This is a genomic window from Microbacterium sp. (assembly GCF_041909575.1).
Classification (GTDB): Bacteria; Actinomycetota; Actinomycetes; order Actinomycetales; family Microbacteriaceae; genus Microbacterium.
Map to the genome: position 1 here is coordinate 1 of NZ_JAYRDE010000046.1, position 22,208 is coordinate 22,208.

Below are 22,208 nucleotides of genomic sequence, written 5' to 3' on the forward strand. Positions count from 1 at the left end.
GACGGCGGTCGAGGTCGACATCGACGATTCCGCGGGCGTCCGCGGCATCCGTTTCCACTCGCACGACGGGGAGCTCACCCGCCCCGCCCGGTGGGAATCCGCGTCGCGCCTCACGCTCCGTCGCGCACTCGACGCGATCGCGGGGCACGCGCTGACCGACCTCGCGGATCTCGACCACGACCGCGGGGTTGCCGAGGCACTGCTGGATTCACCGGCACCATAACCGAGGTCGATGCCGGGCATAGGGATGATCCGCTTCCCTGATGCCGGACTTCCGTCGGATAGTGGAAGAAGGGTCGGGAACGTCCGCCCCTCCGGAAAGGATCGAAGATGATCAAGCTGCTGTCCCACCTCTCGTTCGTCGCGATCACGACGCCGGACGTCGAGGCATCCGTCGACTTCTACGTCAACCAGGTCGGACTGGTCGAGGTCGACCGCGAGGACGACCGTGTCTACCTCCGCTGCTGGGGCGACTACTACAAGTACTCCGTCGTCGTGGTCAAGGGCGACGAGCCCGGCCTCGAGACGATGGCCTGGCGCACGTCGTCGGCGGAGGCACTGGAGGCCGCCGTCGAGAAGATCGAGGGCGCGGGCGTCACCGGTGAGTGGTTCGAGGGCAACGGCATCGGCCGCGCCTACCGCTTCACCGGCCCGTTCGGCCACCACATGACCCTCCACTGGGACGTCACGCGTCACCACGACACCGAGGGGGACGCCGCGTCGATCTACCCCGACCGCCCCTCGCGCCGCAGCAAGGTCGCCGGCGCGCCCCGTCAGCTCGACCACGTGACCATCGCGACGAGCGATGTCGACGCCTTCGTCGCCTGGTACGTCGATGTGCTCGGGTTCCGCTTCATGGCGCGCACCGTGCTCGACGAGGCCCCCATCTCGGTGTTCTCCGTCCTCACGACGAACGAGAAGTCGCACGATCTCGGCGTCGTCCTCGACGGGTCGTCGCGGGCCGGCCGCGTGAACCACTACGCCTTCTGGGTCGACACGCGCGAGGAGCTGCTGATCGCGGCCGACCTCCTGGGCGAGAACGGCTATCCGATCGAGTATGGCCCGTCGATCCACGGCATCGGCGAGCAGAACTTCCTGTACTACCGCGAGCCCTCGAGCCTGCGGATCGAGCTCAACACCGGGGGCTACCGCAACTACGTGCCCGACTGGGAGGCCAACACCTGGAGGCCGTCGCAGGGCTCGAACAACTTCTACCGGAACAGCGTCATGCCCATGTCGATGACCGAGTCGTTCCCGCCCGCCGACGGTCCGAGCGCGACCGAAGAGGGCGTGCCCGACGAGATCAGGGACGCGCTCCTGAACCCGTACCAGAAGCACGGTCAGGGCTGACGCTTCGCGGGCGGCCTATGCTCCTCCTTGCCGGGCCGCCCGCGACACCATTCGCACGACGATGAGCGACGGGATGCAAGAACGATGACGACCACTGCAGGAATCACCGCGCCGTTCGCCGTGGCGCGCTTCCGCGAGGGCGACGCCACGCGCCTCGGACTGGTGGCGGGCGACCGCATCAGGGCACTGAGCGCAGAAGACCTCGGCGCCCCGACGCTCAACGAGTTCCTCGCCGACCCCGACTGGGACCGCCTCGCCGGCCTCGCCGCCGCGGACGGCGAGTGGATGCCGCTCGCCGGCATCACCCTGACGGCTCCCGTCGAGCCGCGCCAGGTGCTGCAGACGGGGGCGAACTACCGGCAGCACGTGATCGAGCTCGTGGCCGCCGGGCTCACGAACTCCGAGCGCACGCCGGAGCAGGCGCGCACCTACGCGGCGGACATGATGGATCACCGCCGCCGCGACGGGGAGCCCTACTTCTTCATCGGCCTGCCGGCGTGCGTCGTCGGCGACGATGTTCCGCTCACCCTCCCGGGCTACAGCAGCGTGCACGACTGGGAGCTCGAACTGGCCGTCGTCATCGGCCGAGAGGCCTTCCGCGTCTCGCGGGAGGACGCGCTGCAGCACGTCGCGGGCTACACGATCGTCAACGACATCACCACGCGCGACTACGTCTTCCGCAAGGACATGAAGGAGATCGGCACGGACTGGTACCGGGCCAAGAACGCCCCCGGGTTCCTCCCGACCGGGCCCTTCCTGGTGCCGGGGCCGTTCGTCGACGGGTCGGAGCTGAACGTCCGCCTCGAGCTGAACGGCGAGGTGATGCAGGATGCCTCGACCAGCGATCTGCTGTTCGACATCCCCGCGCTCATCTCCGGCGCCTCCCAGACCATGCCCCTTCTGCCCGGCGACCTGCTGCTCACCGGCAGCCCGGCGGGCAACGGCCAGCATTGGAAGAGGTTCCTCCGGGACGGCGACGTCATGACGGGCACCATCGAGGGCCTGGGCACCCAGGTCGTCCGCTGCGTCGCCGAGGAGGCCCGATGACCGCGCCGACCGAGAACCCGTCCGAGCTCGACCGCAGCGACCCCGCTGCCGAGGTCGCCGCGCGCGCCGCAGCGTTCCGCAATTGGGGGCGCTGGGGCGAGGACGACGTTCTGGGCACGCTGAACTTCATCGACTCCGCGAAGCGCGTCGCCGCGGCCGGGCTCGTGCGCGAGGGGCGCGTGATCTCCCTCGCGCAGTCCTTCGACACCGACGGACCCCAGAAGGGGTGGCGGCGCCGCACCAACCCGGTCCACACGATGACCGACACCGGAACCGATGCGGAGCGGGGGAATCAAGGCTTCCCGCACGGCATCGGCGGCGCGGACGACGTCATCGCCATGCCCCTCCAGTGCTCGACGCAGTGGGACGGGCTGGGCCACATCTTCGACCACGGAAACGCCTGGAACGGCCGGCGTGCGGGTGACGTCGTCACGAGCGACGGCGATCTCGTGACGGGCATCGAGCACGCGGCATCCGTCATCGTGTCCCGTGGCGTGCTCCTCGACCTCGGCCGCCACCTCCGCCCCGACACCGGCGAGCTCGAGGACGGCTACGCGATCACCGTCGCAGACCTCGAAGCCTGCATCGCCGCGCAGGGCGCGTCCAGCGCCGTCGGCCGCGGCGACATCGTGCTGGTGCGCACCGGGCAGTACGGCCGCACCCGCCGCGACGGGTGGGGCGACTACGCCGGGGGTCCGGCGCCCGGCCTCTCGCTGACCACGGCCGGCTGGCTCCATCGCACCGAGATCGCCGCGATCGCCACCGACACGTGGGGCTTCGAGGTGCGGCCCAACGAGTTCGACGCGCCCGCGTTCCAGCCGCTCCACCAGGTGGTGATCCCCAATATGGGGCTCACGATCGGCGAGATGTGGAACCTCGAGGAACTCGGCACGGCATGCGCCGAGCGCTCTCAGTGGGAGTTCCTGCTCTCGGCCGCGCCGCTGCCCATCACCGGCGCCGTCGGCTCGCCCATCAACCCCGTCGCGATCCTCTGATCCGCGAACGTCCACACCAGAACAGGGAGGTTCTGACATGACCGCAGTCTCGAAGGTCGCGATCGCCGGCGCCGGCGTCGTGGGACTGGCCGCCGCCATCCAGCTCGCCAAGGCCGGCGTCGAGGTCGATCTCTACGAGGCCAAGCCCGAGCTCAGCGCGCTCGGCTCCGGCATCTCGCTGCAGGGCAACGCACTGCGCGCGTTCGACGCACTCGGGGCGTGGGACGACATCAAGGCGGCGGGCTACCCCTTCGAGGGCCTGACCCTGCGCGCTCCCGGCCCCGATGCCCCCGTGGTCGCGAACCTGCCGGACGTCAAGACGGGCGGTCCGGACTATCCGGCGGCGATGGGGATGCCGCGCCCCGACCTGGCCCGGATCCTGCTCGCGCACGCCGAGCGTGCCGGTGCGACGGTGCACTTCGGGACGAAGGTCACCGGCCTCGACGCGCGCTCCAGCGACGGCGTCGAGGTGTTCGTCGACGAGAGGTCCGCCGGGGTGTACGACCTCCTCATCGGGGCGGACGGCCTGAATTCCGTCGTCAGGGGTCTCATCGGCATCGACACGGTCCCCGAGCCCAACGGCATGGGGATCTGGCGCACCTTCGTCTCGCGGCCGGCCGAGGTCGAGCGCACCGAGCTGTACTACGGCGGTCCGGTGTACATCGCCGGCTACACGCCCACGGGCGAGGACTCGATGTACGCCTTCCTCGTCGAGAAGTCGCAGGACCGCTTCGGCGTCTCCGACGCGGAGGCCACCTCGATCATGCTCGAGGAGTCGCGCGCCTACGGGGGACCGTGGAACTCCATCCGCGCCGATCTCGAGAAGGGCGCGCACGCCAACTACACCTGGTTCACGAAGCACATCGTCGAGGGACGCTGGAATCGCGGCCGGGTCGTGATCATCGGCGACGCGGCCCACTCGTGCCCTCCGACGATCGCGCAGGGCGCCGCCCAGGGTCTCGAGGACGCGGTTGTGCTCACCGAGCTGCTCGTCGCGCGCGACGCCGTCGACGAGGCGCTGTGGGACGAGTTCCACTCGCGCCGGGTGCCGCGGGCGACGGCCGTGGTCGAGGCATCCGCTCAGCTCGCGCAGTGGCAGATCGACGGCGACCGCGACGCCGACGCCGGCGGCCTCATCTTCGGCGTCGCCCAGCAGATGGCGCGTCCGGCATGATCACGGACGTCCACGCGCATCTCCTCCTGCCCCAGCTGCAGGCCGAGGTCGAGCGCCGCGCGCCGGAGCTCGTGGCGGCGGCAGCCGATCTCGAGCGCCGCCGCAACGGCGTCGAGAGCCTGCAGGCCTCGGGGGCGATGATCGGCTCCCGCATCCCGAAGCTGACCGATGTGCGCGCGCGACTCGCCGCGATGGACGAGCAGGGCGTCGACACCCAGTGGGTCAGCGTCTCGCCCAACCACTTCTATCCCTGGGCGCCGGAGGGTCTCGCGGTGTGGGTCGCGATGGAGACCAACCGCCTCATCGCCGAGCATGTCGCACAGGCGCCCGACCGTCTCGTCGGTCTCGGCGTCGTACCGCTGCAGCATCCGTCGCGCATCGTCGAGTACCTCGACGACGCGATCCTCGGGCGGGGCCTCGCCGGCGTCGAGATCTCGTCGTTCGCCGGGGACGTCGAGCTCTCCGATGAGCGGCTCGAGCCGTTCTGGGCACGCGCGGCAGAACTCGGCTGCGTCGTGTTCCTGCATCCGTTCGGCTGCAGCCTCGACGAGCGGCTCGACCGCTTCTACCTGTCGAACACCGTGGGGCAGCCGACCGAGAACGCGGTGGCGCTCTCGCACCTCATCTTCGCGGGCGTGCTCGACCGGCATCCGGGGCTCAAGATCGTCGCGGCGCACGGCGGTGGCTATCTGCCGTTCGCGATCGGGCGATCCGACCACGCGTGGCACGTGCGGCCGGAGGCGCGACGGTGCGAGCACGCGCCCTCGACCTATCTGCGCAAGCTGTGGTTCGACACGGTCGTGCACGACCCGATCGCCCTGCGGCACCTCGTGGAGGCGGCGGGCGGCAGCCGGGTGCTCCTCGGGAGCGACTTCCCCTTCGACATGGGTCTGGACGACCCCGTCACGGCGATCCGTTCGGCGGGACTTCCGGCCGAGGTCACCGCACGCATCCTCGGCGACAACGCCGCGGCGCTGCTCGGGAGCCTGGTGCGGGCATGAGGCTCGCGCGGTGGGCTGACGGCGCGGACCTCGGGGAGGGCTTCGTCATCGAAGACCGGGTCGTGCCGTTCCCGAACGGCCTGCGCGTCGCGCAGGTGCTCGAGCAGGGACTGTCCGCCGCGCGTCGGCTGTTCGAGCGCGTCGCGGGCGACGACGGCGTCCCGCTGGACCGGGTGCGGCTGCTCGCCCCGCTGGTCCCGGCATCCATCCGCGATTTCGTCGCCTTCGAAGAGCACGTCGAGGGGGTCAGCGCCGGAGTCGAGGGCACGAGCCACGTCGCCCCGGAGTGGTACGAGGCGCCGACCTTCTACTTCACGAATCCGCACACGGTCCTCGGTCCGGGCGAGGCGGTCGCGCCGCCCGTCACGCAGCGACTCGACTTCGAGCTCGAGCTCGCCGTTGTGATCGGCGGCGTCGAGGGATCCGACGGCCGCAACCTCGACCCCGCCTCCGCGGGCGCGCACATCTTCGGGTACACGATCATGAACGACTGGTCGGCGCGGGACCTGCAGGCGCGGGAGATGAAGGTGCGGCTCGGGCCGGCCAAGGGCAAGGACTTCGGGATGTCGCTCGGTCCGTGGATCGTCACCGCCGACGAGCTCGCGCCGTTCGAGGACGACGAGGGCTTCCTCGACGTGCGTGCCGAGGTGCGGGTCAACGACGAGCTCATCGGCTTCGATCTCGTGTCGAACGCCGGCTGGCCGTTTCCGGAGTTCGTGGCCTACGCCTCTCGCAACTCGCGAGTCGTCCCGGGGGATGTGCTCGGGTCGGGAACCGTCGGAAACGGCGGATGCCTCGGCGAGCTGTGGGGCCGCAACGGCGCCCTCGCGCCGCCCCCGCTCGCTCCGGGGGACGTCGTGCGGATGTCGATCGAGGGGATCGGCGAGCTGGTGAGCACGGTGGGGGCCACCGTCGATGCCCCCGGCGTTCCTCGCGCCCGCCCGCGTCCTCGGCACCGAACCCGCGGACTTTAGCTTCTTTTCGACTGAAGTGTGCTAGCATGGTCGTGACGTCGGGGCCTCCGGGTCCGTTCCCGGCTGCGAAGTCGCCGCCGGGGCACACACCGTCGCGTCGATGGCCCGATCGTTCGGGTGACCCGCGCATGCAGCTGTCTCCGGTGAGGCTCCGCCTCCTTGTCGTCTCCCTTCTCTCGGTGTCGTTCCTCGGCGCCCTCGATCACACCGTCGTGTCCACCTCCCTCGCGACCATCGCCGGCGACCTCGGGGCGCTCGAGCAGATGAGCTGGGTCGTCGTGGGCTACACCCTCTCCAGCACGGTCCTCCTCCCCGTGATCGGGAAGCTGGGGGATGCGATCGGCCCGCGGTCCGTGTTCCTCACGTCGCTCGTGGCGTTCCTCGCGGCGTCCGTGCTCTGCGGGTTCGCGCCCGACATGGGATGGCTCGTGGTGGCACGCGTGATCCAGGGCGCGACCTCGGCGGGGCTGCAGCTGATGTCGCAGACGATCCTGGCGCACGTCACGTCGCCCCGCGAGCGGCCGCGCTACATGGCGGTGATCGGAGCGGCATTCCCCATCGCCATCCTCATCGGCCCCGTCGTCGGCGGTCTGATCACCGACTACTGGGGCTGGCCGTGGGTGTTCTGGATCAACGTGCCGATCGGCCTCGCGGCGCTGGCGCTCGCCGTCGTCGTCGTCCCCCACATCGACCCCGCCCCCGCCCGGCGGTTCGACGTCGCGGGCTCGGTGACGTTCACGATCTCGCTCGTCGCCCTGGTGCTCGCCGTGTCGTGGGTGGGCGACCCGTCCGCCGCGCGCGCGGCGATGGTGTGCTTCCTGACCGCGGTGGTGTCGTTCGCGGCGTTCCTCCTGGTCGAGCTGCGCTCGCCGCAGCCGGTCGTGCCGCTGCGCCTGTTCCGCAACCGCACGATCGCCGCGGGACTCGCGCTGTCCGCGATCATCGGCATCGGGCTGTTCTCGGTGACGGCATACCTGCCGACCTACTTCCAGATGGCCTATCGCACGAGTGTCACCGTGTCGGGTCTCGTCCCCATCGCAACGGTCTTCGGGATGCTGGTGAGCAACCTCGTCACCGGCTGGATGGCCAGTCGTTCCGGGCGCTACCGGGTCTTCGCGATCTCGGGGACGATGCTCGCCGCCGTCGGGCTGTTCGTGATGGCGCTGCTGCCCGTCGGGCTCCCGCTGTGGGTGCCGATGGTCGTCATGTTCTTCGTCGGGGTCGGGACCGGAGCGTTCATGAGCCTCATCATCGCGGTCGTGCAGAGCGCGGTGCCGAAGACCCAGCTCGGTGCCGTGACCGCGTCGGTGAACCTCGTGCGGCAGGTGGGGGCGACGGTCACTACGGCCGTGATCGGCGGTGTCGTCGCGACGGGCGTCGCCGGGCTGCTGCCCGGAGGTCTCGACATCGCGACGCTCACTCCCCAGCTCGTCCACGCCGCGGATGTCGCCACCCAGGCGGAGGTCGCCGCCATCTACACGTCCGTGTTCGCCCCCGTCTTCATCGGCCTGGCGATCGCCTACGCCGTGGGTGTCGTCGCCGCCGTGCTCCTGCCCGCCGGCCGGCTCTCCGAAGAGCAGCCGGTCGCCGTCGACGCCCAGCCTCTGCCCGCGTGAGTTCTCGAGAAGGAGAGACCATGTCCACTGCCCCCCACGTCGTCGTCGTCGGCAGCGGTCCGATCGGATCCGCGTACGCCCGGACGATCCTCGAGGCGCACCCGACCGCGACGGTCACCATGTTCGAGGCAGGGCCGCAGCTCACCGACGTTCCGGGTGCGAGTGTGCGCAACATCGCCGACCCCGCGGCGAAGGAGCGGGCGCGCGAGATGTCGCAGGGCCCGCAGTCCGGCGCCCACCGTGCATCGCTGGGCATCCCGGAGGGGGCCGTCGTCGAGGGCATGTTCACCGCCCGCCAGGGCACGCACCTGCTCGACTTCGGCGGAGAGGGTTCAGCGCACGCGCCGACGTTCCCCGCTGTCGCCGCCGCCACCAACGTGGGTGGACAAGGCGCCCATTGGACGTGCGCCATCCCCCGCCCCGCGTTCAGCGAGAAGGTCTCGTTCATCCCCGACGGCGAGTGGGACGGGCTCATCGGCGCGGCCGAGTCGCTGCTGCACGCGCAGAGCGCGGCCTTCGCCGACTCCGCGATCGGCGGTGCCATCCGCACGCTCCTCGAGGGCGAGTTCGCGGCCGAGCTGCCGGAGGGCTACGGAGTCGGCACCCTGCCGGTCGCGGGCGACCCCCAGCCCGACGGCTCGATGCGCTGGGCGGGCGCCGACGTCGTGCTCGGCCCGCTGATCGACGGCGGCGAGGAGGCCGACCGCTTCGAGCTGCGGGACCTGCACTTCGTCCGGCGCATCGAGCACGAATCCGGCCGTGCGACCGGCGTCGTGGTCGAGGACCTGCGCACGCGGACGGTGACGACGGTGCCGGCCGATGTCGTGGTGGTCGCGGCGGACGCTTTCCGGTCACCGCAGCTGCTCTGGGCATCCGGCATCCGTCCCACCGCACTCGGGCGCTACCTCACCGAGCACCACGTGGTGATCTGCACGGTCGCCCTCGACGGAGATCGCATGGGCGCGCTCGTCACCGACGACGAACTGGCCGCCGAGCTCGCGCGCCGCGCGCAGCACGCGGCCGATCCCGTGGCGGCGGTCAACCGCATCCCGTTCTCCGAGCCCGGCCACCCCTTCTCGCTGCAGGTCATGTACGCGGAGAACCCGCCCTTCCAGCTCGACCACTCGCATCCCCAGGCCGGCAATCGGTGGGGGTACGTGAACATGGGATACGGCGTGCGCAAGCATCCGCGCGCAGAGGACGGCGTGACGTTCTCGGACGACGAGCTGGACTACCGCGGACTCCCGAACATGACCATCGAGTACGAGCTCACCGACGTCGAGAATCGCGAGATCGCGGAGGCGACGGAGCGGCTCCGTCGTGCCGGCGGCGCGCTCGGCACATTCGTCGCCCAGCCCCGCCTGCTCCCGAACGGATCGAGCCTGCACTACATGGGCACCATGCGCATGGGGGAGGCCGACGACGGCACCTCGGTCGCCGACCCGTACTCGCGCGTGTGGGGATTCGAGAACCTCGTGGTCGGGGGCAATGCGCTCATTCCGACCGCGAACACAATGAACCCGACGCTGATGAGCGTCGCCATCGCGGTCCGCGGAGCGCGGGCGGTCGCGGCGGGGCTCGGAGCCGACGGGGCTCAGGAGTGACACCGGAGGAGCTCGGCGGCGCGCTTGCGACGGTCGTGCTGGTCGTGCCGTTCGCGGCGGCCTACGTCGGCAGCCTGCGCGGCGCTGCTCGGTTGAGCCGCACCGCGGTGTCCGCCCGGGTGCCCGCGCCGCCGTCCTCGCCGCCGCCCTCGCCGCGCCCAGACACGCCGCGCTAACATCCGGCGCTCCACCGCGCGAAAGTGCGCGCAAGGCGGGCGCGCGGGCGCACTTCGGCGCGGTGGAGCAGCGCCGAGCCGCGGCGGAGCACCGCCGCGCGAGCGCCAGGCCGTGGGCGACTCGATTCGGTGAGGACCGGGAGGCGATGGCCGGCCCTGGCCCCGCGCGGGGCGGGTAGCCTGGCGGGACCAGCATGAAGAGGACGCGCCATGGCCGATGACGATGATGTCGATCTGCTGATCGACTCGTGGTCGGACCGCCTCGAGAGCGTGGATCTGACCCCGCTCGACGTGATGTCGCGCCTTCGACGCGCGGCGATCGCCCTCGCCGAGGTGCGCCACGACGTCTTCAAGGAAGCCGGTCTCGGCGACGGCGAGTTCGAGGTGCTCGCCGCGCTGCGTCGCATCGACCCGCACGGCGTCGGCCCGACCCGGCTGCTCGCGCTCGTGACGTGCGACATCACCACGCTCAAGCGCCGGATCGCGCGGCTCCTGGGCCGCGGCCTGGTCAATCGCGAGAGCGCGTCGGACGGCGCTCGCGGCACCATCATCACGCTGACTCCGGCCGGGAGGACCCGCGTGGACGCCACCATGGCGAATCTCATCGCGCGTGAGCGGGAGATGCTCGCGCCGCTCTCCACCGACGACATGACCGGCCTCGAGCGGGGACTCCGTCAGCTCCTCGAGGGGGCCGAGCAATCGAAGAAGCGGCGGCTGGGGCCCGAGCGCTGAGCGTCACTCATAGGTGTCGGTCCACGCCGCGATGTCGACGCCGTGATTCTCGGGTGACGCGAGCGACCACCAGGCGGGGGCGTGCGCGTCGTCGACGAGCCTTCCGCCCGCGGCGAGTGCGGCATCCACTCGCGCCTGCGCCTGATCGGCGGGCACGAAGACGTCGAAGTGCGTGCGGCCCCGGGCGGGCGCATCCCCGGTGATCGGGTTGAATGCGAGCTGTGGTCCGCGACGGAGCGGGTCAGCGGCATCCGTGTCTCCAAGAGGCTCGTAGCCGAGCGCCGCCAGGAAGAAGGGTCGCGCGTCCGCCTCGGAGTGCTGGGCGACGTAGATGCCGATCGCCTGAGTGCGCGACGGATCGGCAGTCAGTCGCAGACTCGCCGCCTCGACCGATACGGCGGCCGCGAACGCCGGAGCGCCCGCGGGGATGCCTCCGGGCCAGCCCGGCACGCCCACGACGACGGCCTCGGGCCGCACGTCCACGTCGGGGAGCACGCCGAAGCGCTCGGCGGCGTCCACGATCGGTGCGACGAGGCTCGCCGCGTGCGCCAGAGAGGTCGCGAGGAACACCGCCTGCGGCCCGGTCTCGGTGACGCGCCAGTCGGCGACGCCCGCCGCCCGGTGGAACTCCGCGGCGGAGATCTCCGTGCTTCCGCCTGTCGAGTCATCCATGAGATATCCCTTTCGCCGTCGTCATTGGAGGCAGAACTCATTGCCCTCGGGATCGCGCAGCTGGTAGTAGAGCTCGGGCCACGGGCCCCATCGCTGGTCGACGAGCCGCACGACGTCCGCGCCGAGCGCCACCAGGCGATCCTTCTCGTCCTCGAGCTCCTGCCGTGTCGGCGGGTGTCCTGGCGTCGCCTGGATGTCGAGGTGCAGGCGATTGCGGTCGGTCTTGGGTGAAGGGGCGTGGTGGAAGAACAATCTCGGCCCGGAATCCTCCTCGGCGGGCTCGGCGACCGCCCGCTTGTCGAGGTCGGATTCGGTCAGTCCCGCGTCGAGGAGCCGGGTCTTCAGCGGCTCATCCCACTCCGCCACCGGATAGCGGAACACGCCCGCCCAGAACGCGGCGAGCTGGCGCGGATCGTCCGCATAGAACGTGATGTTGCCGAGCTTCGATGCCATGGCGGCCTCCTCGCGTCGGTATCGGCGTGCGGCAGACGCTACCCCACTGTCCCGACACGAGGACAGTGACGGATGCCGCGCTCAGCGCCGCACGGCGGCCATAGCGGTGCGTCCTCCGAAGAGGGGACACGATCCCTCGTCACGAGGACCCAGCTTTCAGGTCCCCCGGGGTAGAGGAAATTCAGTGCAGGAATTTCTCCAATCGAACCGCGGAAGCGGTCGTCCCAATGATGGAGCGAAGACATGACACAACAATCGAAGTTGCTTGCCGGGATGTGCCTTGCCGTGGTGCTTGTGCTTTCCGGGGGTGTGGCCAACGCCACCGACGGTCCTGAATCGCCCGAGCTGAAGGCTGCGAATGACATCGCTCGCCAGGTCGCTGCGGTAGCTCCGAGCGCTGGGAACGTCGCCGACACCGACCGCGCTGGAGGCACATCGCTTACGGTGACCGATTCCGTCACGGTGAAGGTAGCGCTCGCCTCCGCTAGCAAGATCGACGTGGCTGCAGATCGCGACGGGGACGGCACCCGCGCGACGATCACCTTGCCGGATGGATTCACGAGCGGCCCCGGTGTGATCGCCGATGACGGAAGCGTTGTGTTCAGGGGTGACGGCCTCGGCCACGGGTCGAGCGGGGATGCCATCGCCGTCCAGACGCTGCGGAGGCGTTGAAATGAACGTCGTGCTGGAAGTTGGCGGCGTCTACTTCCTGACCGTGATGTTCGGGGTCTGCGTCGGTGTCACCGTCGCGCTTGCTGACCGATGGCCTCAAACCCTCGCGAACATCGGGATCACGCTGGCGTTCCTCGTCGTGGCAGCGGCGGTCTCGGGCAGGTGGCCGTGGATGGTCCCGGCGTTTCTGGCTGCTGCAATCCTGACGATCGTCAGTGTCGAGGGTGCCCGGTTGCGAAATCATCCGATGCTCCAAGGTGTCGGATTCTGGCGCAGGACGGCCATGTGGATTCTCCATGGGAGGCGATTGGCTGAGACCGAGCACGCCGGCCCGTGACGCAAAGGGACGAGACGGATGCCGCGCTCAGCGCCGCACGGCGGCCAGGCGCCGCACCGCCTCGGTGATCGTCTCCGGGGCGCACGCGATGTTCATGCGCGCGTGGCCGATGCCCGGGCGGCCGAACGCCGGCCCGCTCATGAGCGCGACCCGCGCCTCGCGGCGAGCGACCACGGCGGGATCGTCCCCCCAGCCCAGCGCCGACATGTCGAGCCACGCGAGGAAGCCGGCGGACGGGCGGCGCAGCCGCACCGCAGGCAGCTGCTCGGCGAGCTCGCGCTCGAGGAGATCTAGGTTCGCCTGCAGCGACGCGATGGTGCCGTCGAGCCAGTCCCGCCCGTTCGCGAAGCCCTCGCGCGTGGCGATGAGGCCGAACTGCCCGGTGCGATACGTCACCTCGTCCGGCAGGCCGCGGACGAGGTCGGCCATCCCGTCGGACTCGGTGACGAAGAACGCCGTCTTCAGCCCGGCGAGGTTGAAGGCCTTGCTCCCCGACTCGGCGGAGATCCCGTGGGATCGGGCCTCGTCCGAGACTGAGAGGTAGGGCGTGAACGCGACGCCGTCGTGGGTGAGGGGCGCATGGATCTCGTCGGCCAGCACGAAGCCGTCGTGTCGGGCGACGACGGCGGCGAGGCGCTCGAGCGTCTCGCGATCGTGGACGAGCCCGACCGGGTTGTGCGGGCTGCACAGCAGCACGCCGGAGGCCCCGGCCTCGAGAGCGCGGTCGATGCCGTCGATGTCGAGCGAGAAGGCCGTGCCGTCATCGCGCAGCGGCACCTCGACCACGGATCCCCCGGCCTCGGGGATCAGGTCGTAGAACGGCGGATACACCGGCGGCGTGATGATCACGCCCCCGCCGGGACGGACGAGGCGACGTAGAGCCTCTGCGATCACGACCGAGACGTCGGTCGTCGTGCGCATGCGACGCACATCGGGAGTCCAGCCCCACCTCGCTGCGGCGAACTCGCTGAACGCGCGCGCGGCGCGCTCGTCGCGGTCGACGATGTAGCCGGTGTCGCCCAGGTCGACGGCCTCGTGCAGCGCGGCGGCGATGGCCGGTGCCAGCGGATAGTCCATCTCGGCGACGAACATCGGCAGCACGTCCTCCGGGTACGTCCGCCACTTCGCGCTCGTCCGGCGGCGCAGCGTCGACATCGGCTCGGCGGAGGTCGGACTCGTCATGGTCCCAGTGAACCATCCCGCGGGGCGTGCCCCCGTCGGCCGCCGCCCGTCGGCCGCCGCCCGCCGCGTACGCATACGCTCCCGCAACATCGCCCCCCGTGGACTGGTCGTGCCGGGACGCCCGAAGCCCCGGCGGAAGGGACCCGACATGACCGACCTCCCCATCACCCGTGGACGCGGCATCCGCCTGCTCGTGGCCGGCGCGATCGCCGCCGTCATCACCGCTCTCACGCTGGCCCCGCCTTCGATCGCCGCGCCCGTGCGCGGGATCGTGCTGCGCTCGCTCGTCGAGGTCGGTCAGCCGCTGGCCGCCGCGTCGCCCTTCCGCGGAGTGGACGACCTGCTCAACGTGCTCCTGTTTGTCCCGCTCGGCGCCACGCTCGCGCTGCTCCTCGGCCGGCGGCTGTGGTTGATCGCGATCGTGGCGGCGTTTGCCCTGTCGGTCGCGGTCGAGTTCGCCCAGCGCTCGATCCCGGGTCGCGTGCCCGACGGCGACGACGTGCTCTGGAACACGGTGGGGGCGGTGATCGGCGTGCTGGCGGTGACGATCCCGCGGGTCGTGGCCTCCGCGGCGGCGCGACGTCAGCGGGGGAGTGCGACGCGCACCTGAAGGCCGCCCTCGGCGGGTGCGCTCACGTCGAGGTCCCCGCGGTGGGCGCGCACGATCGACGCGCCGATCGCGAGCCCGAGACCGGATCCGTCGCCCGCCGCCCGCGTGCGACCCGCGCCGCGCACGAACGGCTCGGTCAGCGTGCCCACCACCGCCGGCGGAAGCGCCGGCCCGCCGTTCGCCACGACCAGCTCGACGCGCGCGCCGGGCGTCACCTCGACCCGCACCCAGCCCCCGTCGATGTTGTGCACCACGGCGTTGTGCACGAGGTTCGCCGTGAGGCGCTCGAGCAGTGTGCGATCACCGGTCACCGTGGCCGGCTCCAGCGACGTCGTGAAGCGGATGCCGCGCGCCGAGGCATCCGTCCGCTCGTCCTCGATCGCCTTGGCGACCAGAGCCGCGAGGTCGACAGTGGTGGCCTCGAGGGCGCCTCCGCGTCCGACGCGCGCGAGGGCGAGGAGGGCCTCGGTGGTCGCGATCGCCCGCTCGTTGGTGGCGCCCACCCGGCGCAGCACCTCGTCCACGTCGCGCCCGTCGGGGTCGGCCTGCGCGACCTCCACCATCGTGCGGATGATCGCGTGCGGGGTGCGCAGCTCGTGCGAGGCGTTCGCGGCGAAGCGTCGCTCCTCTTCGACGGTGTGCTCGACGCGGTCGAGCATGGCGTCGAGGGTGTCGGCGAGGTCGGTGAGCTCGTTGCCCGGACCCGGCAGCTCGACCCGCTGATCGAGCCGTCCGTCGCGCACGCGCCGCGCGGCCTCGGTGATCCGGTCGAGCGGGCGCAGGACGACGCCCGCGAGCAGCCAGCCGCCGACGAGGCCGAACACCACGAGCAGGCCCATCGCCCACCACGCGTAGCGCACGAACACCTCGAGGAGGTTCGTGCGATTGGGCGCCCAGCCGCCCCCCTCGACGGTGATGCTGCCCTCGGGCACGAAGCGCAGCAGGAGGAACCCGACGACGAACAGCGCGATCCCGGCCACCACGAGGAATCCGGCATAGCTCAGCGCGAGCTTCGCCCGCACCGACATCCCCCGCGGACGGCCGGTCACGCGCTCATCCGGTAGCCGACGCCGGGGACGGTCTCGATCACCCACGGCTCGCCGAGCCGCTTGCGCAGTGTCGAGATCGTGATGCGCACGGCGTTCGTGAAGGGGTCGGCGTTCTCGTCCCACGCGCGTTCGAGCAGATCCTCCGCCGATACGACTCCGCCGCCGGCCTCCATCAGCACGTCGAGCACCGCGAACTGCTTGCGCGTCAGCGCGATGTACCGGCCGTCGCGGAAGACCTCGCGGCGGAAGCGATCCAGCCGCACCGATCCGAGCTCGGCGACCGGCGGAGCGCCCTTCGCCGGGCGTCGGCCGAGCGCGCGCAGGCGCAGCACGAGCTCGCGCAGCGCGAAGGGCTTGGTGAGGTAGTCGTCGGCGCCGCTCTCGAATCCGGTCGCCTTGTCGTCGAGCCGGTCGGCGGCGGTGAGCATCAGGATGCGGGGGCTCTCGGGCCTGCCGGCGAGGCGGCGGGCGATCTCGTCGCCGTCGGGACCCGGGATGTCCCGGTCGAGCACCACCACGTCGTAGGAGTTCACGGCGAGCTGCTCGAGGGCGGTGTCGCCGTCCCCGGCGACGTCGGCCGCGATCGCCTCGAGGCGCAGCCCGTCGCGGATGGCCTCGGCGAGATAGAGCTCGTCCTCGACGATCAGCACCCGCATGCGCCCAGCCTAGGTCGCGGGCCATATTGCCGACGTATGCAGATTCGCGTACGCCCTCGCAACACGCGCCCGCGTGGGATGGGGACCATGCCGCACACCGCTCTCGCCCCCGCCGACGTCTTCGTGCGTCGGTCGAACCTGCGCCGGCTGGCGTTCCTGCTCCTCGGCGCGGGCGCCGCCGTGCTCCTGGCCGTGTTCGTGCTCGTCGGCGTGCGCACGGCGACAGCCGAGGCATCCGCTCCCTTCCTCCCCGACGCCTCCTCCGGACACGTCGCCGAGGGGACGGTGGTGACGCTGGCCGACGCCTCGCTTCCCGCCATCGCGAAACTGGATCCGGCCCTCCTGGAGGCGCTGCGCCTGGCGGAAGCGGATGCCCTGGCCGACGGCATCCGGTTCGAGGTGACGAGCGGCTGGCGGTCGGACCGCTACCAGCAGTGGCTCCTCGAGGACGCGATCGAGCGGTACGGGAGCGAGGAGACGGCGCGGCGCTTCGTCGCCACGCCCGACGCATCCCGCCACGTCACCGGCGACGCGGTCGACATCGTGCCCCTCGACGCCCAGCTCTGGCTGTCGCAGCACGGATGGCGGTACGGCCTGTGCCAGACCTACGCCAACGAGCGATGGCACTTCGAACTCGCGACCGCGCCGGGATCGACGTGCCCCGAGATGAAGGCGGATGCCGCGTCCTGAGCACCGCGGTCAGGCTGTGGCGCGCGGAGCCCCCGTCGAGCCGCGCACGATCAGCTGCGACTGGAGGGCCGGCGCCTCCTCGACCTCGCCGCCCGCCATCGCCTGTACGAGGAGGTCGACGGCGAGGGCGCCGCATCGCTCGATGGGCATCCGGACCGTGGTGAGGCCGGGCTTCACGGCACCGGCGAGTTCGATGTCGTCGATGCCGACGATGCTGATGTCCTCAGGGCAGCTGCGGCCGAGGTCGGCCATGCCCGCCTCGAGTCCGAGTGCGACGAGATCGTTGTACGCGATGACGGCGGTCGCGCCGCTCGCTGCCGCCGGCGCTGCCGCCGCGCGACCGCCCTGGATCGACGCCGCCTGGTGGCTGAGCGGTGTGAGCCGCACGCCGTACCGCTCGCAGGCGCGGGTGATCGTGTCGGCGCGCCGACCGTCTGCCCAGGAGCCGCGAGGCCCGGCGGCGTAGGCGATGTGGCGGTGGCCGAGGGCGACGAGATGCTCGACCGCCTGCTGCGGGCCGTGCTCGGTGTCCATCAGCACGCAGGGGGCGCCGTCGATCTGGCGATTCACCACCACGAACGGCGTACCGCCGACCAGGTCCAGCACTTCGTGGTCGGGAAGCCGGGGAGAGCACAGCAGTATGCCGTCGAGCTTGCGCGCGCGCTCGATCTGCTCTCGCTCGCGGCGCAGGTCCTCGTCGGCGTCGAAGAGCACCGTGCGGTGCCGCCCGTGCCAGGCCTGGCCGTGGATGGCCTTCAGCAGCGTCGCGTACACCGGGTTGGACACATCGGGCACGATCACGCCGATCGTGCGCGTCGCGACCGCTGCCTGCGGGTTGGCGTAGCCGAGGTCGTTCGCCGCCTGCAGCACGCGCTCGCGGGTGCCTGCGGCGAGGCGCTCGGGCTCACCGAATGCGCGGGACGCGGTGGCCACCGACACTCCGGCGCGCCGCGCCACGTCGGTGAGTGTCGCGGTCATGTCGCGTCCGATCCTCGAGGCCAGCTTCTCCATGATGGCGCATCGGCGACCCGGACAAGCTCTTGACAAACATTGTACAAGTGATTCACAATCCTTTGCATGGCGATCACCGAAGATCCTTCGTTCCCGTGCGAGGCCGCACGTCAGGGGGCGTGGGCATGACCAGCGACACCCCCCGGCTCGGGCGTTCCGTGCGTCCCGCCGTTCCCGTGGGCGGACCGCACCGGTCGGCGGGAATCCTCCACCTCGGGCTGGGCAGCTTCCACCGTGCGCACCAGGCGGTCTACACCGCAGCAGCGCTCGCCGCCGACGGAGTGGACCACTGGGGAATCGTCGGAGTCGCCTCCCGCTCGCGCAACGTCGTCGACGCGCTGCGCGCACAGGACATGCTCTACGCGGTCGCCGAGATCTCGCCCGAGGGCACGACGCTGTCGATCCCCGGCGTCCACACCGACGCGTTCGTCGGGAACGACGATCGCGCTCGCGTCGTGCGCACCATCGCCGATCCGGCAATCCGCATCGTGACCCTCACCGTCACCGAGAACGGCTACAGCTATTCCCCGTCGACGGGGAGCCTCGACGTGACCGACCCTGTCGTCATGTCGGACCTTCGCGGCGGAGACCCGCAGTCCACGATCGGCCAGCTTGCGCGAGGCATCCAGCAGCGGGCCGCGGCATCCGGCGCCCCGCTCACCGTGCTGAGCTGCGACAACCTCGCTGCGAACGGCTCGCACACGCGGCGGCTCGTGCGCGAATTCCTCCAGAGCCTTCCCGGCGCCGAGGCATCCGAAGCACTTGCGTATCTCGACGCGCACGTGTCGTTCCCGTCGAGCATGGTCGACCGCATCGTGCCCGCGACCACCCCTGGGCTGCGGGAGCGCGTCTCGGAGATGCTGGGAGCGAGGGACGACGTCCCGGTGCCCGCCGAGCCGTTCACCATGTGGGCGATCGAGGACGACTTCGCCGCCGGCCGGCCCGCATGGGAGGCCGGGGGAGCGGTCTTCAGCAACGAGGTCGGCCGCTACGAGGACATGAAGGTGCGCCTGCTCAACGGCACCCACTCGCTCATCGCCTACCTCGGCGCGCTCCACGGAGCCGAGACCATCCCCGACGCCGTCGGCATGGACGACATCGAGAGCGCGGCCCGCGTCGTGCTGGCCGACGAGTACCATCCCTCCCTCCAGATGCCGTCGGGCGTCGACTTCGCCGACTACGAGCGCGACCTCTTCCGGCGCTGGGACAACAGCGCCCTCGGCCACCGCACCACCCAGGTGGGCACCGACGGATCCGTCAAGCTCCGCCAGCGCATCCCCGAGCCGGCACTCCAGGCACTCGAGGGCGGGCGGATGCCGCACATGATCGCCCTCACGGTCGCCGGCTACCTCTCGTGCCTCGCGCCGCTCCCGGGATTCGAGCCCGGTCGCTTCGCCGACGAGATGACGGATGCCGCGCGCCCGCGCCTCACCGAGATCTCCGCGTCTGCCCGCAGCGGCGCCGAGGTGGCCGAGGCATCCATCACCGGCCTGCAGCTCTTCGGCGCGGCACTCGCCGAGCGCGACGACTTCGTCGCGCGGGTGGGGGAGCTCGTCGACACGATCGCCCGCGACGGCGTGCGCGCGGCCATCGGCGAGAGCTTGGCGGCCGCCGAGGCCCAGAGCACGCCGGCCCGGCGGGAGGTCTCCGCATGAGCTCGATCCACGAGGAGGGAGCGACGATGAAAGCGCTCGCGATCCACGGCAAGGAAGACATCCGCTGGGAGGACCGCCCTGTCCCGCAGCCCGGTGACGGCGAGGTTCGCCTGCGGGTGCAGTACGTCGGCATCTGCGGATCCGACCTGCACTACTACTTCCACGGCGTGAACGGCGAGTACGCCATCCGCGAGCCGCTCACGCCCGGCCACGAGCTGTCGGCCGTGGTCGACCTCGACCCGTCGGGCCGGCTCGCCGCAGGGACACCGGTGACGGTCCACCCCGCGCGCTACGGCCCGCCCGTCGCCGGGCTCGAGAGCCGCCCGCACCTCCGCCCCGGCGGCGACTACTTCGGCAGCGCAGCGACGAACCCGCACCGTCAGGGCGGCGCTGCAGAGTACCTCCTCGTCGAGGACCACATGATCCGCGTTCTGCCCGACGGGCTGCCGCTCGAGCGCGCGGCGCTTGCCGAGCCCCTCGCCGTCGCGCTGCACGCCGTCGCGCTCGCCGGCGACATCACCGGGAAGCGTGTGCTCGTCATCGGTGCCGGGCCGATCGGCCTGCTCGTCGTGGCAGCCGCCGCAGACGCCGGGGCGGCGGCGATCGGCGCGAGCGACCTGCGGCCCGAGCCGCTCGATCGCGCCGCGAGGCTCGGTGCCGCGGAACTCGTGCTCGTGGGTCGCGATGCGATCGACGACGAGTCGTACGACGTCGTCTTCGAGTGCTCCGGTGTCGCCGTGTCGCTGACGCAGTCCATCCGCGCCGCGCGACGCGCCGGAACGATCGTCCAGGTCGGGATGCTGCCCAACGCCGAGATCGGCGTGAACCTCGCCCCGATGCTCGGAAAGGAGCTGACGCTGCGCGGCGCGTTCCGCTTCTCGACCGAGATCGACGACGCCATCGCCCTGCTCGCGCGCTCCGACGCGCTCGACGAGGTCCTCTCGCACACCGTCGACGCCTCCGACGCGGTCGAAGCGTTCACGCTCGCCCGCGACTCCTCCGCATCCGCCAAGGTCCTCCTGCGGCTCTGACCCCTGCCCCCACCCAACGCTCACTCATCTACGAAGGAGTATTCATGAGCACTTCCGACATCCCCGACGTCGACGCCCCGGCGCCCCCGCCCACGGTCAAGCGGTCCACCGGAGACCTCGTCCGCGCCGCCATCTCGGGCTGGCTCGGCACGGCGCTGGAGTTCATGGACTTCCAGCTGTACTCGCTCGCCGGCGCTATCGTCTTCAGCCAGCTGTTCTTCGCCGGCGAGGAGGTCGGCATGGCCGTCGTCCTCGCGATGGCGACCTACGGTGTCGGCTACCTCGCCCGCCCACTGGGTGCGTGGTACTTCGGCCGCATGGGCGACAAGATCGGCCGCCGAAAGGTGCTGTTCTACACGATCCTCCTCATGGGCGCCGCGACCACCCTCATCGGCTTCCTGCCCACCTACGAGCAGGCGGGCATCATCGCGCCGATCATGCTGGTGATCCTGCGCCTGGCGCAGGGCTTCGGCGCCGGCGCGGAGATCTCGGGCGCGGGCGTCATGCTCGCGGAGTACGCCCCGACTCACCGACGCGGCATCATCGCCTCGCTCGTCGCGCTCGGCACGAACTGCGGCACGCTCTTCGCCTCGGCGATCTGGGCGATCCTCTTGGCCGTCATGGTCGAAGAGGACGTCATCGCGTGGGGGTGGCGCATCCCGTTCATCGCGAGCTCGATCATCATGGTCTTCGCGGTGTGGGTGCGACTCAACCTCAAGGAGAGCCCGGTCTTCGAGGAGCGCACCGACGTCGTCGACGGCAAGGCGCTCGGTCGTGAGGAGATGGTCGAGCTCGCCACGCAGACCAACGACGTCCGGACCCTCCAGGCGCTCGAGCGCAAGCCGGTCAAGGCCACGCTGGTGTCGTTCTTCCTGCGGTTCGGCCAGGCCGGCAACTCCGGAATCATCCAGACGTACCTCATCTCCTTCATCACGATCACGCTCGCGGTGCAGAAGGGCGTCGGTCCCGAGATCGTCATCGTCTCGTCTCTCATCGGCTTCGCCACGATCCCGTTCGTCGGCTGGCTGGGCGACCGCTTCGGTCGCCGGCGGATGTACATCGTCATGACGTCGCTCGCACTCGTGCTGATCGTTCCGACCATGCTCGCGATCAACACGAAGGAGGTCGCCTGGATCTTCGTCGGCTACGTCGTGATCCACAACGTCGCCGTCCTCGGCCTGGCGTCGATGGAGAACATCGCGATCCCCGAGATCTTCGGAGCCCGAAACCGCTACACGCTCACGGCCATCGTGCGCGAGATCGCGGCCATCATCGCGACGGGCATCGGCCCGGTCCTCGCCGCGGCGTGGGTCGCCGCCACGACGGGCAGCATCATCCCGGTGATCGTGCTGCTGGGGATCTACACGGTATCCGCCCTCATCGCCGCGATCGTGGCGCCGGAGTGGACCGGTCGCGACCTGACCGATCCGCGCCCCGCGATGTGATCGCGGCGGCACCACACCAGCACTGACCAGGGGTGGGGGCGCCCCGGGCGCCGGCGCCGCCCCCCCCCCCCCCCGC

At 71.0% G+C, this 22,208-nt stretch carries 23 protein-coding genes; 17 read left to right on the forward strand and 6 right to left on the reverse strand.

Annotation, left to right across the window (positions count from 1 at the left end; translation table 11 throughout):
* The 10 genes from ACE3O1_RS08190 to ACE3O1_RS08235 all read left to right on the forward strand — a co-directional run.
* A partial coding sequence (locus ACE3O1_RS08190; RefSeq protein WP_374314323.1) for a hypothetical protein occupies positions 1-223 on the forward strand: 223 nt, incomplete at its 5' end.
* 107 nt (positions 224-330) lie between these two features.
* Positions 331-1,350, forward strand: a complete 1,020-nt coding sequence (locus ACE3O1_RS08195) for a VOC family protein (RefSeq protein WP_374314325.1) — start codon at positions 331-333, stop codon at positions 1,348-1,350.
* Between the two features lie 84 nt (positions 1,351-1,434).
* Positions 1,435-2,397: a fumarylacetoacetate hydrolase family protein gene (locus tag ACE3O1_RS08200; RefSeq protein WP_374314327.1), complete on the forward strand. Its 963-nt coding sequence runs from the start codon at positions 1,435-1,437 to the stop codon at positions 2,395-2,397.
* The gene (locus ACE3O1_RS08205; protein ID WP_374314329.1) at positions 2,394-3,392 is read left to right on the forward strand and encodes a cyclase family protein; all 999 of its coding nucleotides are present in this window, start codon (positions 2,394-2,396) and stop codon (positions 3,390-3,392) included. The genes ACE3O1_RS08200 and ACE3O1_RS08205 overlap by 4 nt, the downstream gene beginning before the upstream one ends.
* A 37-nt stretch (positions 3,393-3,429) precedes the next feature.
* Positions 3,430-4,566 carry an FAD-dependent monooxygenase gene (locus ACE3O1_RS08210; RefSeq protein WP_374314331.1) on the forward strand — a complete coding sequence of 379 codons (1,137 nt, stop codon included), beginning with the start codon at positions 3,430-3,432 and terminating at the stop codon, positions 4,564-4,566.
* Entirely contained in the window at positions 4,563-5,567 is a 1,005-nt protein-coding gene (locus ACE3O1_RS08215; RefSeq protein WP_374314333.1) for an amidohydrolase family protein, read from the forward strand. The genes ACE3O1_RS08210 and ACE3O1_RS08215 overlap by 4 nt, the downstream gene beginning before the upstream one ends.
* Complete coding sequence (locus ACE3O1_RS08220) at positions 5,564-6,541, forward strand: fumarylacetoacetate hydrolase family protein (RefSeq protein WP_374314335.1); 978 nt, start codon at positions 5,564-5,566, stop codon at positions 6,539-6,541. Before ACE3O1_RS08215 ends, ACE3O1_RS08220 begins: the two co-directional genes overlap by 4 nt.
* Positions 6,542-6,684: 143 nt before the next feature.
* Positions 6,685-8,157, forward strand: coding sequence for an MFS transporter (locus ACE3O1_RS08225; RefSeq protein ID WP_374314337.1), 1,473 nt, complete (start codon positions 6,685-6,687; stop codon positions 8,155-8,157).
* Positions 8,158-8,177: 20 nt separating this feature from the next.
* Complete coding sequence (locus ACE3O1_RS08230; protein WP_374314339.1) at positions 8,178-9,761, forward strand: GMC oxidoreductase; 1,584 nt, start codon at positions 8,178-8,180, stop codon at positions 9,759-9,761.
* Positions 9,762-10,147: 386 nt separating this feature from the next.
* The gene (locus tag ACE3O1_RS08235; RefSeq protein ID WP_374314341.1) at positions 10,148-10,669 is read left to right on the forward strand and encodes a MarR family winged helix-turn-helix transcriptional regulator; all 522 of its coding nucleotides are present in this window, start codon (positions 10,148-10,150) and stop codon (positions 10,667-10,669) included.
* Positions 10,670-10,672: 3 nt separating this feature from the next.
* Here the strand turns inward: ACE3O1_RS08235 and ACE3O1_RS08240 are convergent, their stop codons facing one another.
* Together ACE3O1_RS08240 and ACE3O1_RS08245 are read right to left on the reverse strand one after the other, a co-directional pair.
* Complete coding sequence (locus ACE3O1_RS08240) at positions 10,673-11,341, reverse strand: VOC family protein (protein ID WP_374314343.1); 669 nt, start codon at positions 11,339-11,341, stop codon at positions 10,673-10,675.
* A 21-nt stretch (positions 11,342-11,362) separates the two neighbouring features.
* A complete protein-coding gene (locus tag ACE3O1_RS08245) occupies positions 11,363-11,794 on the reverse strand; it encodes a VOC family protein (RefSeq protein WP_374314345.1) in 432 nt (143 codons plus the stop codon).
* Between the two features lie 243 nt (positions 11,795-12,037).
* On the opposite strand from ACE3O1_RS08245, the gene ACE3O1_RS08250 reads away from it, so the two are divergent.
* Positions 12,038-12,466 (forward strand): hypothetical protein, encoded by a 429-nt coding sequence (locus tag ACE3O1_RS08250; RefSeq protein ID WP_374314347.1) that lies wholly within the window; start codon positions 12,038-12,040, stop codon positions 12,464-12,466.
* A gap of 1 nt (position 12,467) precedes the next feature.
* Positions 12,468-12,803, forward strand: coding sequence for a hypothetical protein (locus ACE3O1_RS08255; RefSeq protein ID WP_374314349.1), 336 nt, complete (start codon positions 12,468-12,470; stop codon positions 12,801-12,803).
* A 27-nt stretch (positions 12,804-12,830) separates the two neighbouring features.
* Here ACE3O1_RS08255 and ACE3O1_RS08260 read toward each other — a convergent pair whose 3' ends face one another.
* The gene (locus tag ACE3O1_RS08260; protein WP_374314351.1) at positions 12,831-13,985 is read right to left on the reverse strand and encodes a MalY/PatB family protein; all 1,155 of its coding nucleotides are present in this window, start codon (positions 13,983-13,985) and stop codon (positions 12,831-12,833) included.
* 148 nt (positions 13,986-14,133) lie between these two features.
* On the opposite strand from ACE3O1_RS08260, the gene ACE3O1_RS08265 reads away from it, so the two are divergent.
* Positions 14,134-14,595 carry a VanZ family protein gene (locus tag ACE3O1_RS08265; protein ID WP_374314353.1) on the forward strand — a complete coding sequence of 154 codons (462 nt, stop codon included), beginning with the start codon at positions 14,134-14,136 and terminating at the stop codon, positions 14,593-14,595.
* On the opposite strand, the gene ACE3O1_RS08270 is transcribed toward ACE3O1_RS08265, so the two are convergent.
* Together ACE3O1_RS08270 and ACE3O1_RS08275 are read right to left on the reverse strand one after the other, a co-directional pair.
* Positions 14,568-15,644, reverse strand: a complete 1,077-nt coding sequence (locus ACE3O1_RS08270) for an ATP-binding protein (protein WP_374314355.1) — start codon at positions 15,642-15,644, stop codon at positions 14,568-14,570. The genes ACE3O1_RS08265 and ACE3O1_RS08270 overlap by 28 nt on opposite strands.
* Positions 15,641-16,300, reverse strand: coding sequence for a response regulator transcription factor (locus ACE3O1_RS08275; RefSeq protein WP_374314357.1), 660 nt, complete (start codon positions 16,298-16,300; stop codon positions 15,641-15,643). The genes ACE3O1_RS08270 and ACE3O1_RS08275 overlap by 4 nt, the downstream gene beginning before the upstream one ends.
* A gap of 87 nt (positions 16,301-16,387) precedes the next feature.
* Here ACE3O1_RS08275 and ACE3O1_RS08280 point away from each other — a divergent pair, with 87 nt between their 5' ends.
* The gene (locus ACE3O1_RS08280) at positions 16,388-16,990 is read left to right on the forward strand and encodes a M15 family metallopeptidase (RefSeq protein ID WP_374314359.1); all 603 of its coding nucleotides are present in this window, start codon (positions 16,388-16,390) and stop codon (positions 16,988-16,990) included.
* A gap of 9 nt (positions 16,991-16,999) precedes the next feature.
* Here the strand turns inward: ACE3O1_RS08280 and ACE3O1_RS08285 are convergent, their stop codons facing one another.
* A complete protein-coding gene (locus ACE3O1_RS08285; RefSeq protein ID WP_374314361.1) occupies positions 17,000-17,968 on the reverse strand; it encodes a LacI family DNA-binding transcriptional regulator in 969 nt (322 codons plus the stop codon).
* A 158-nt stretch (positions 17,969-18,126) separates the two neighbouring features.
* Between ACE3O1_RS08285 and ACE3O1_RS08290 the strand changes: the two genes are divergently transcribed.
* From ACE3O1_RS08290 to ACE3O1_RS08300, 3 genes are read left to right on the forward strand one after another with little or no spacing between them, the layout of a single operon-like run.
* Positions 18,127-19,656 (forward strand): mannitol dehydrogenase family protein, encoded by a 1,530-nt coding sequence (locus ACE3O1_RS08290; protein WP_374314363.1) that lies wholly within the window; start codon positions 18,127-18,129, stop codon positions 19,654-19,656.
* Positions 19,657-19,682: 26 nt separating this feature from the next.
* Complete coding sequence (locus ACE3O1_RS08295) at positions 19,683-20,687, forward strand: zinc-binding dehydrogenase (protein WP_374314367.1); 1,005 nt, start codon at positions 19,683-19,685, stop codon at positions 20,685-20,687.
* A 44-nt stretch (positions 20,688-20,731) separates the two neighbouring features.
* Entirely contained in the window at positions 20,732-22,132 is a 1,401-nt protein-coding gene (locus tag ACE3O1_RS08300; protein ID WP_374314365.1) for an MFS transporter, read from the forward strand.
* Positions 22,133-22,208 lie beyond the last annotated feature (76 nt).

Bases quoted from the DNA above. Each gene is read 5' to 3' on its own strand.
- ACE3O1_RS08300 (WP_374314365.1), top strand. From the start codon at position 20,732: ATGAGCACTTCCGACATCCCCGACGTCGACGCCCCGGCGCCCCCGCCC.
- ACE3O1_RS08200 (WP_374314327.1), top strand. From the start codon at position 1,435: ATGACGACCACTGCAGGAATCACCGCGCCGTTCGCCGTGGCGCGCTTC.
- ACE3O1_RS08215 (WP_374314333.1), top strand. From the start codon at position 4,563: ATGATCACGGACGTCCACGCGCATCTCCTCCTGCCCCAGCTGCAGGCC.
- ACE3O1_RS08290 (WP_374314363.1), top strand. From the start codon at position 18,127: ATGACCAGCGACACCCCCCGGCTCGGGCGTTCCGTGCGTCCCGCCGTT.
- ACE3O1_RS08285 (WP_374314361.1), bottom strand. From the start codon at position 17,968: ATGACCGCGACACTCACCGACGTGGCGCGGCGCGCCGGAGTGTCGGTG.
- ACE3O1_RS08245 (WP_374314345.1), bottom strand. From the start codon at position 11,794: ATGGCATCGAAGCTCGGCAACATCACGTTCTATGCGGACGATCCGCGC.
- ACE3O1_RS08210 (WP_374314331.1), top strand. From the start codon at position 3,430: ATGACCGCAGTCTCGAAGGTCGCGATCGCCGGCGCCGGCGTCGTGGGA.
- ACE3O1_RS08235 (WP_374314341.1), top strand. From the start codon at position 10,148: ATGGCCGATGACGATGATGTCGATCTGCTGATCGACTCGTGGTCGGAC.
- ACE3O1_RS08265 (WP_374314353.1), top strand. From the start codon at position 14,134: ATGACCGACCTCCCCATCACCCGTGGACGCGGCATCCGCCTGCTCGTG.
- ACE3O1_RS08260 (WP_374314351.1), bottom strand. From the start codon at position 13,985: ATGACGAGTCCGACCTCCGCCGAGCCGATGTCGACGCTGCGCCGCCGG.
- ACE3O1_RS08295 (WP_374314367.1), top strand. From the start codon at position 19,683: ATGAAAGCGCTCGCGATCCACGGCAAGGAAGACATCCGCTGGGAGGAC.
- ACE3O1_RS08275 (WP_374314357.1), bottom strand. From the start codon at position 16,300: ATGCGGGTGCTGATCGTCGAGGACGAGCTCTATCTCGCCGAGGCCATC.
- ACE3O1_RS08205 (WP_374314329.1), top strand. From the start codon at position 2,394: ATGACCGCGCCGACCGAGAACCCGTCCGAGCTCGACCGCAGCGACCCC.
- ACE3O1_RS08230 (WP_374314339.1), top strand. From the start codon at position 8,178: ATGTCCACTGCCCCCCACGTCGTCGTCGTCGGCAGCGGTCCGATCGGA.
- ACE3O1_RS08240 (WP_374314343.1), bottom strand. From the start codon at position 11,341: ATGGATGACTCGACAGGCGGAAGCACGGAGATCTCCGCCGCGGAGTTC.
- ACE3O1_RS08195 (WP_374314325.1), top strand. From the start codon at position 331: ATGATCAAGCTGCTGTCCCACCTCTCGTTCGTCGCGATCACGACGCCG.
- ACE3O1_RS08220 (WP_374314335.1), top strand. From the start codon at position 5,564: ATGAGGCTCGCGCGGTGGGCTGACGGCGCGGACCTCGGGGAGGGCTTC.
- ACE3O1_RS08250 (WP_374314347.1), top strand. From the start codon at position 12,038: ATGACACAACAATCGAAGTTGCTTGCCGGGATGTGCCTTGCCGTGGTG.
- ACE3O1_RS08280 (WP_374314359.1), top strand. From the start codon at position 16,388: ATGCCGCACACCGCTCTCGCCCCCGCCGACGTCTTCGTGCGTCGGTCG.
- ACE3O1_RS08255 (WP_374314349.1), top strand. From the start codon at position 12,468: ATGAACGTCGTGCTGGAAGTTGGCGGCGTCTACTTCCTGACCGTGATG.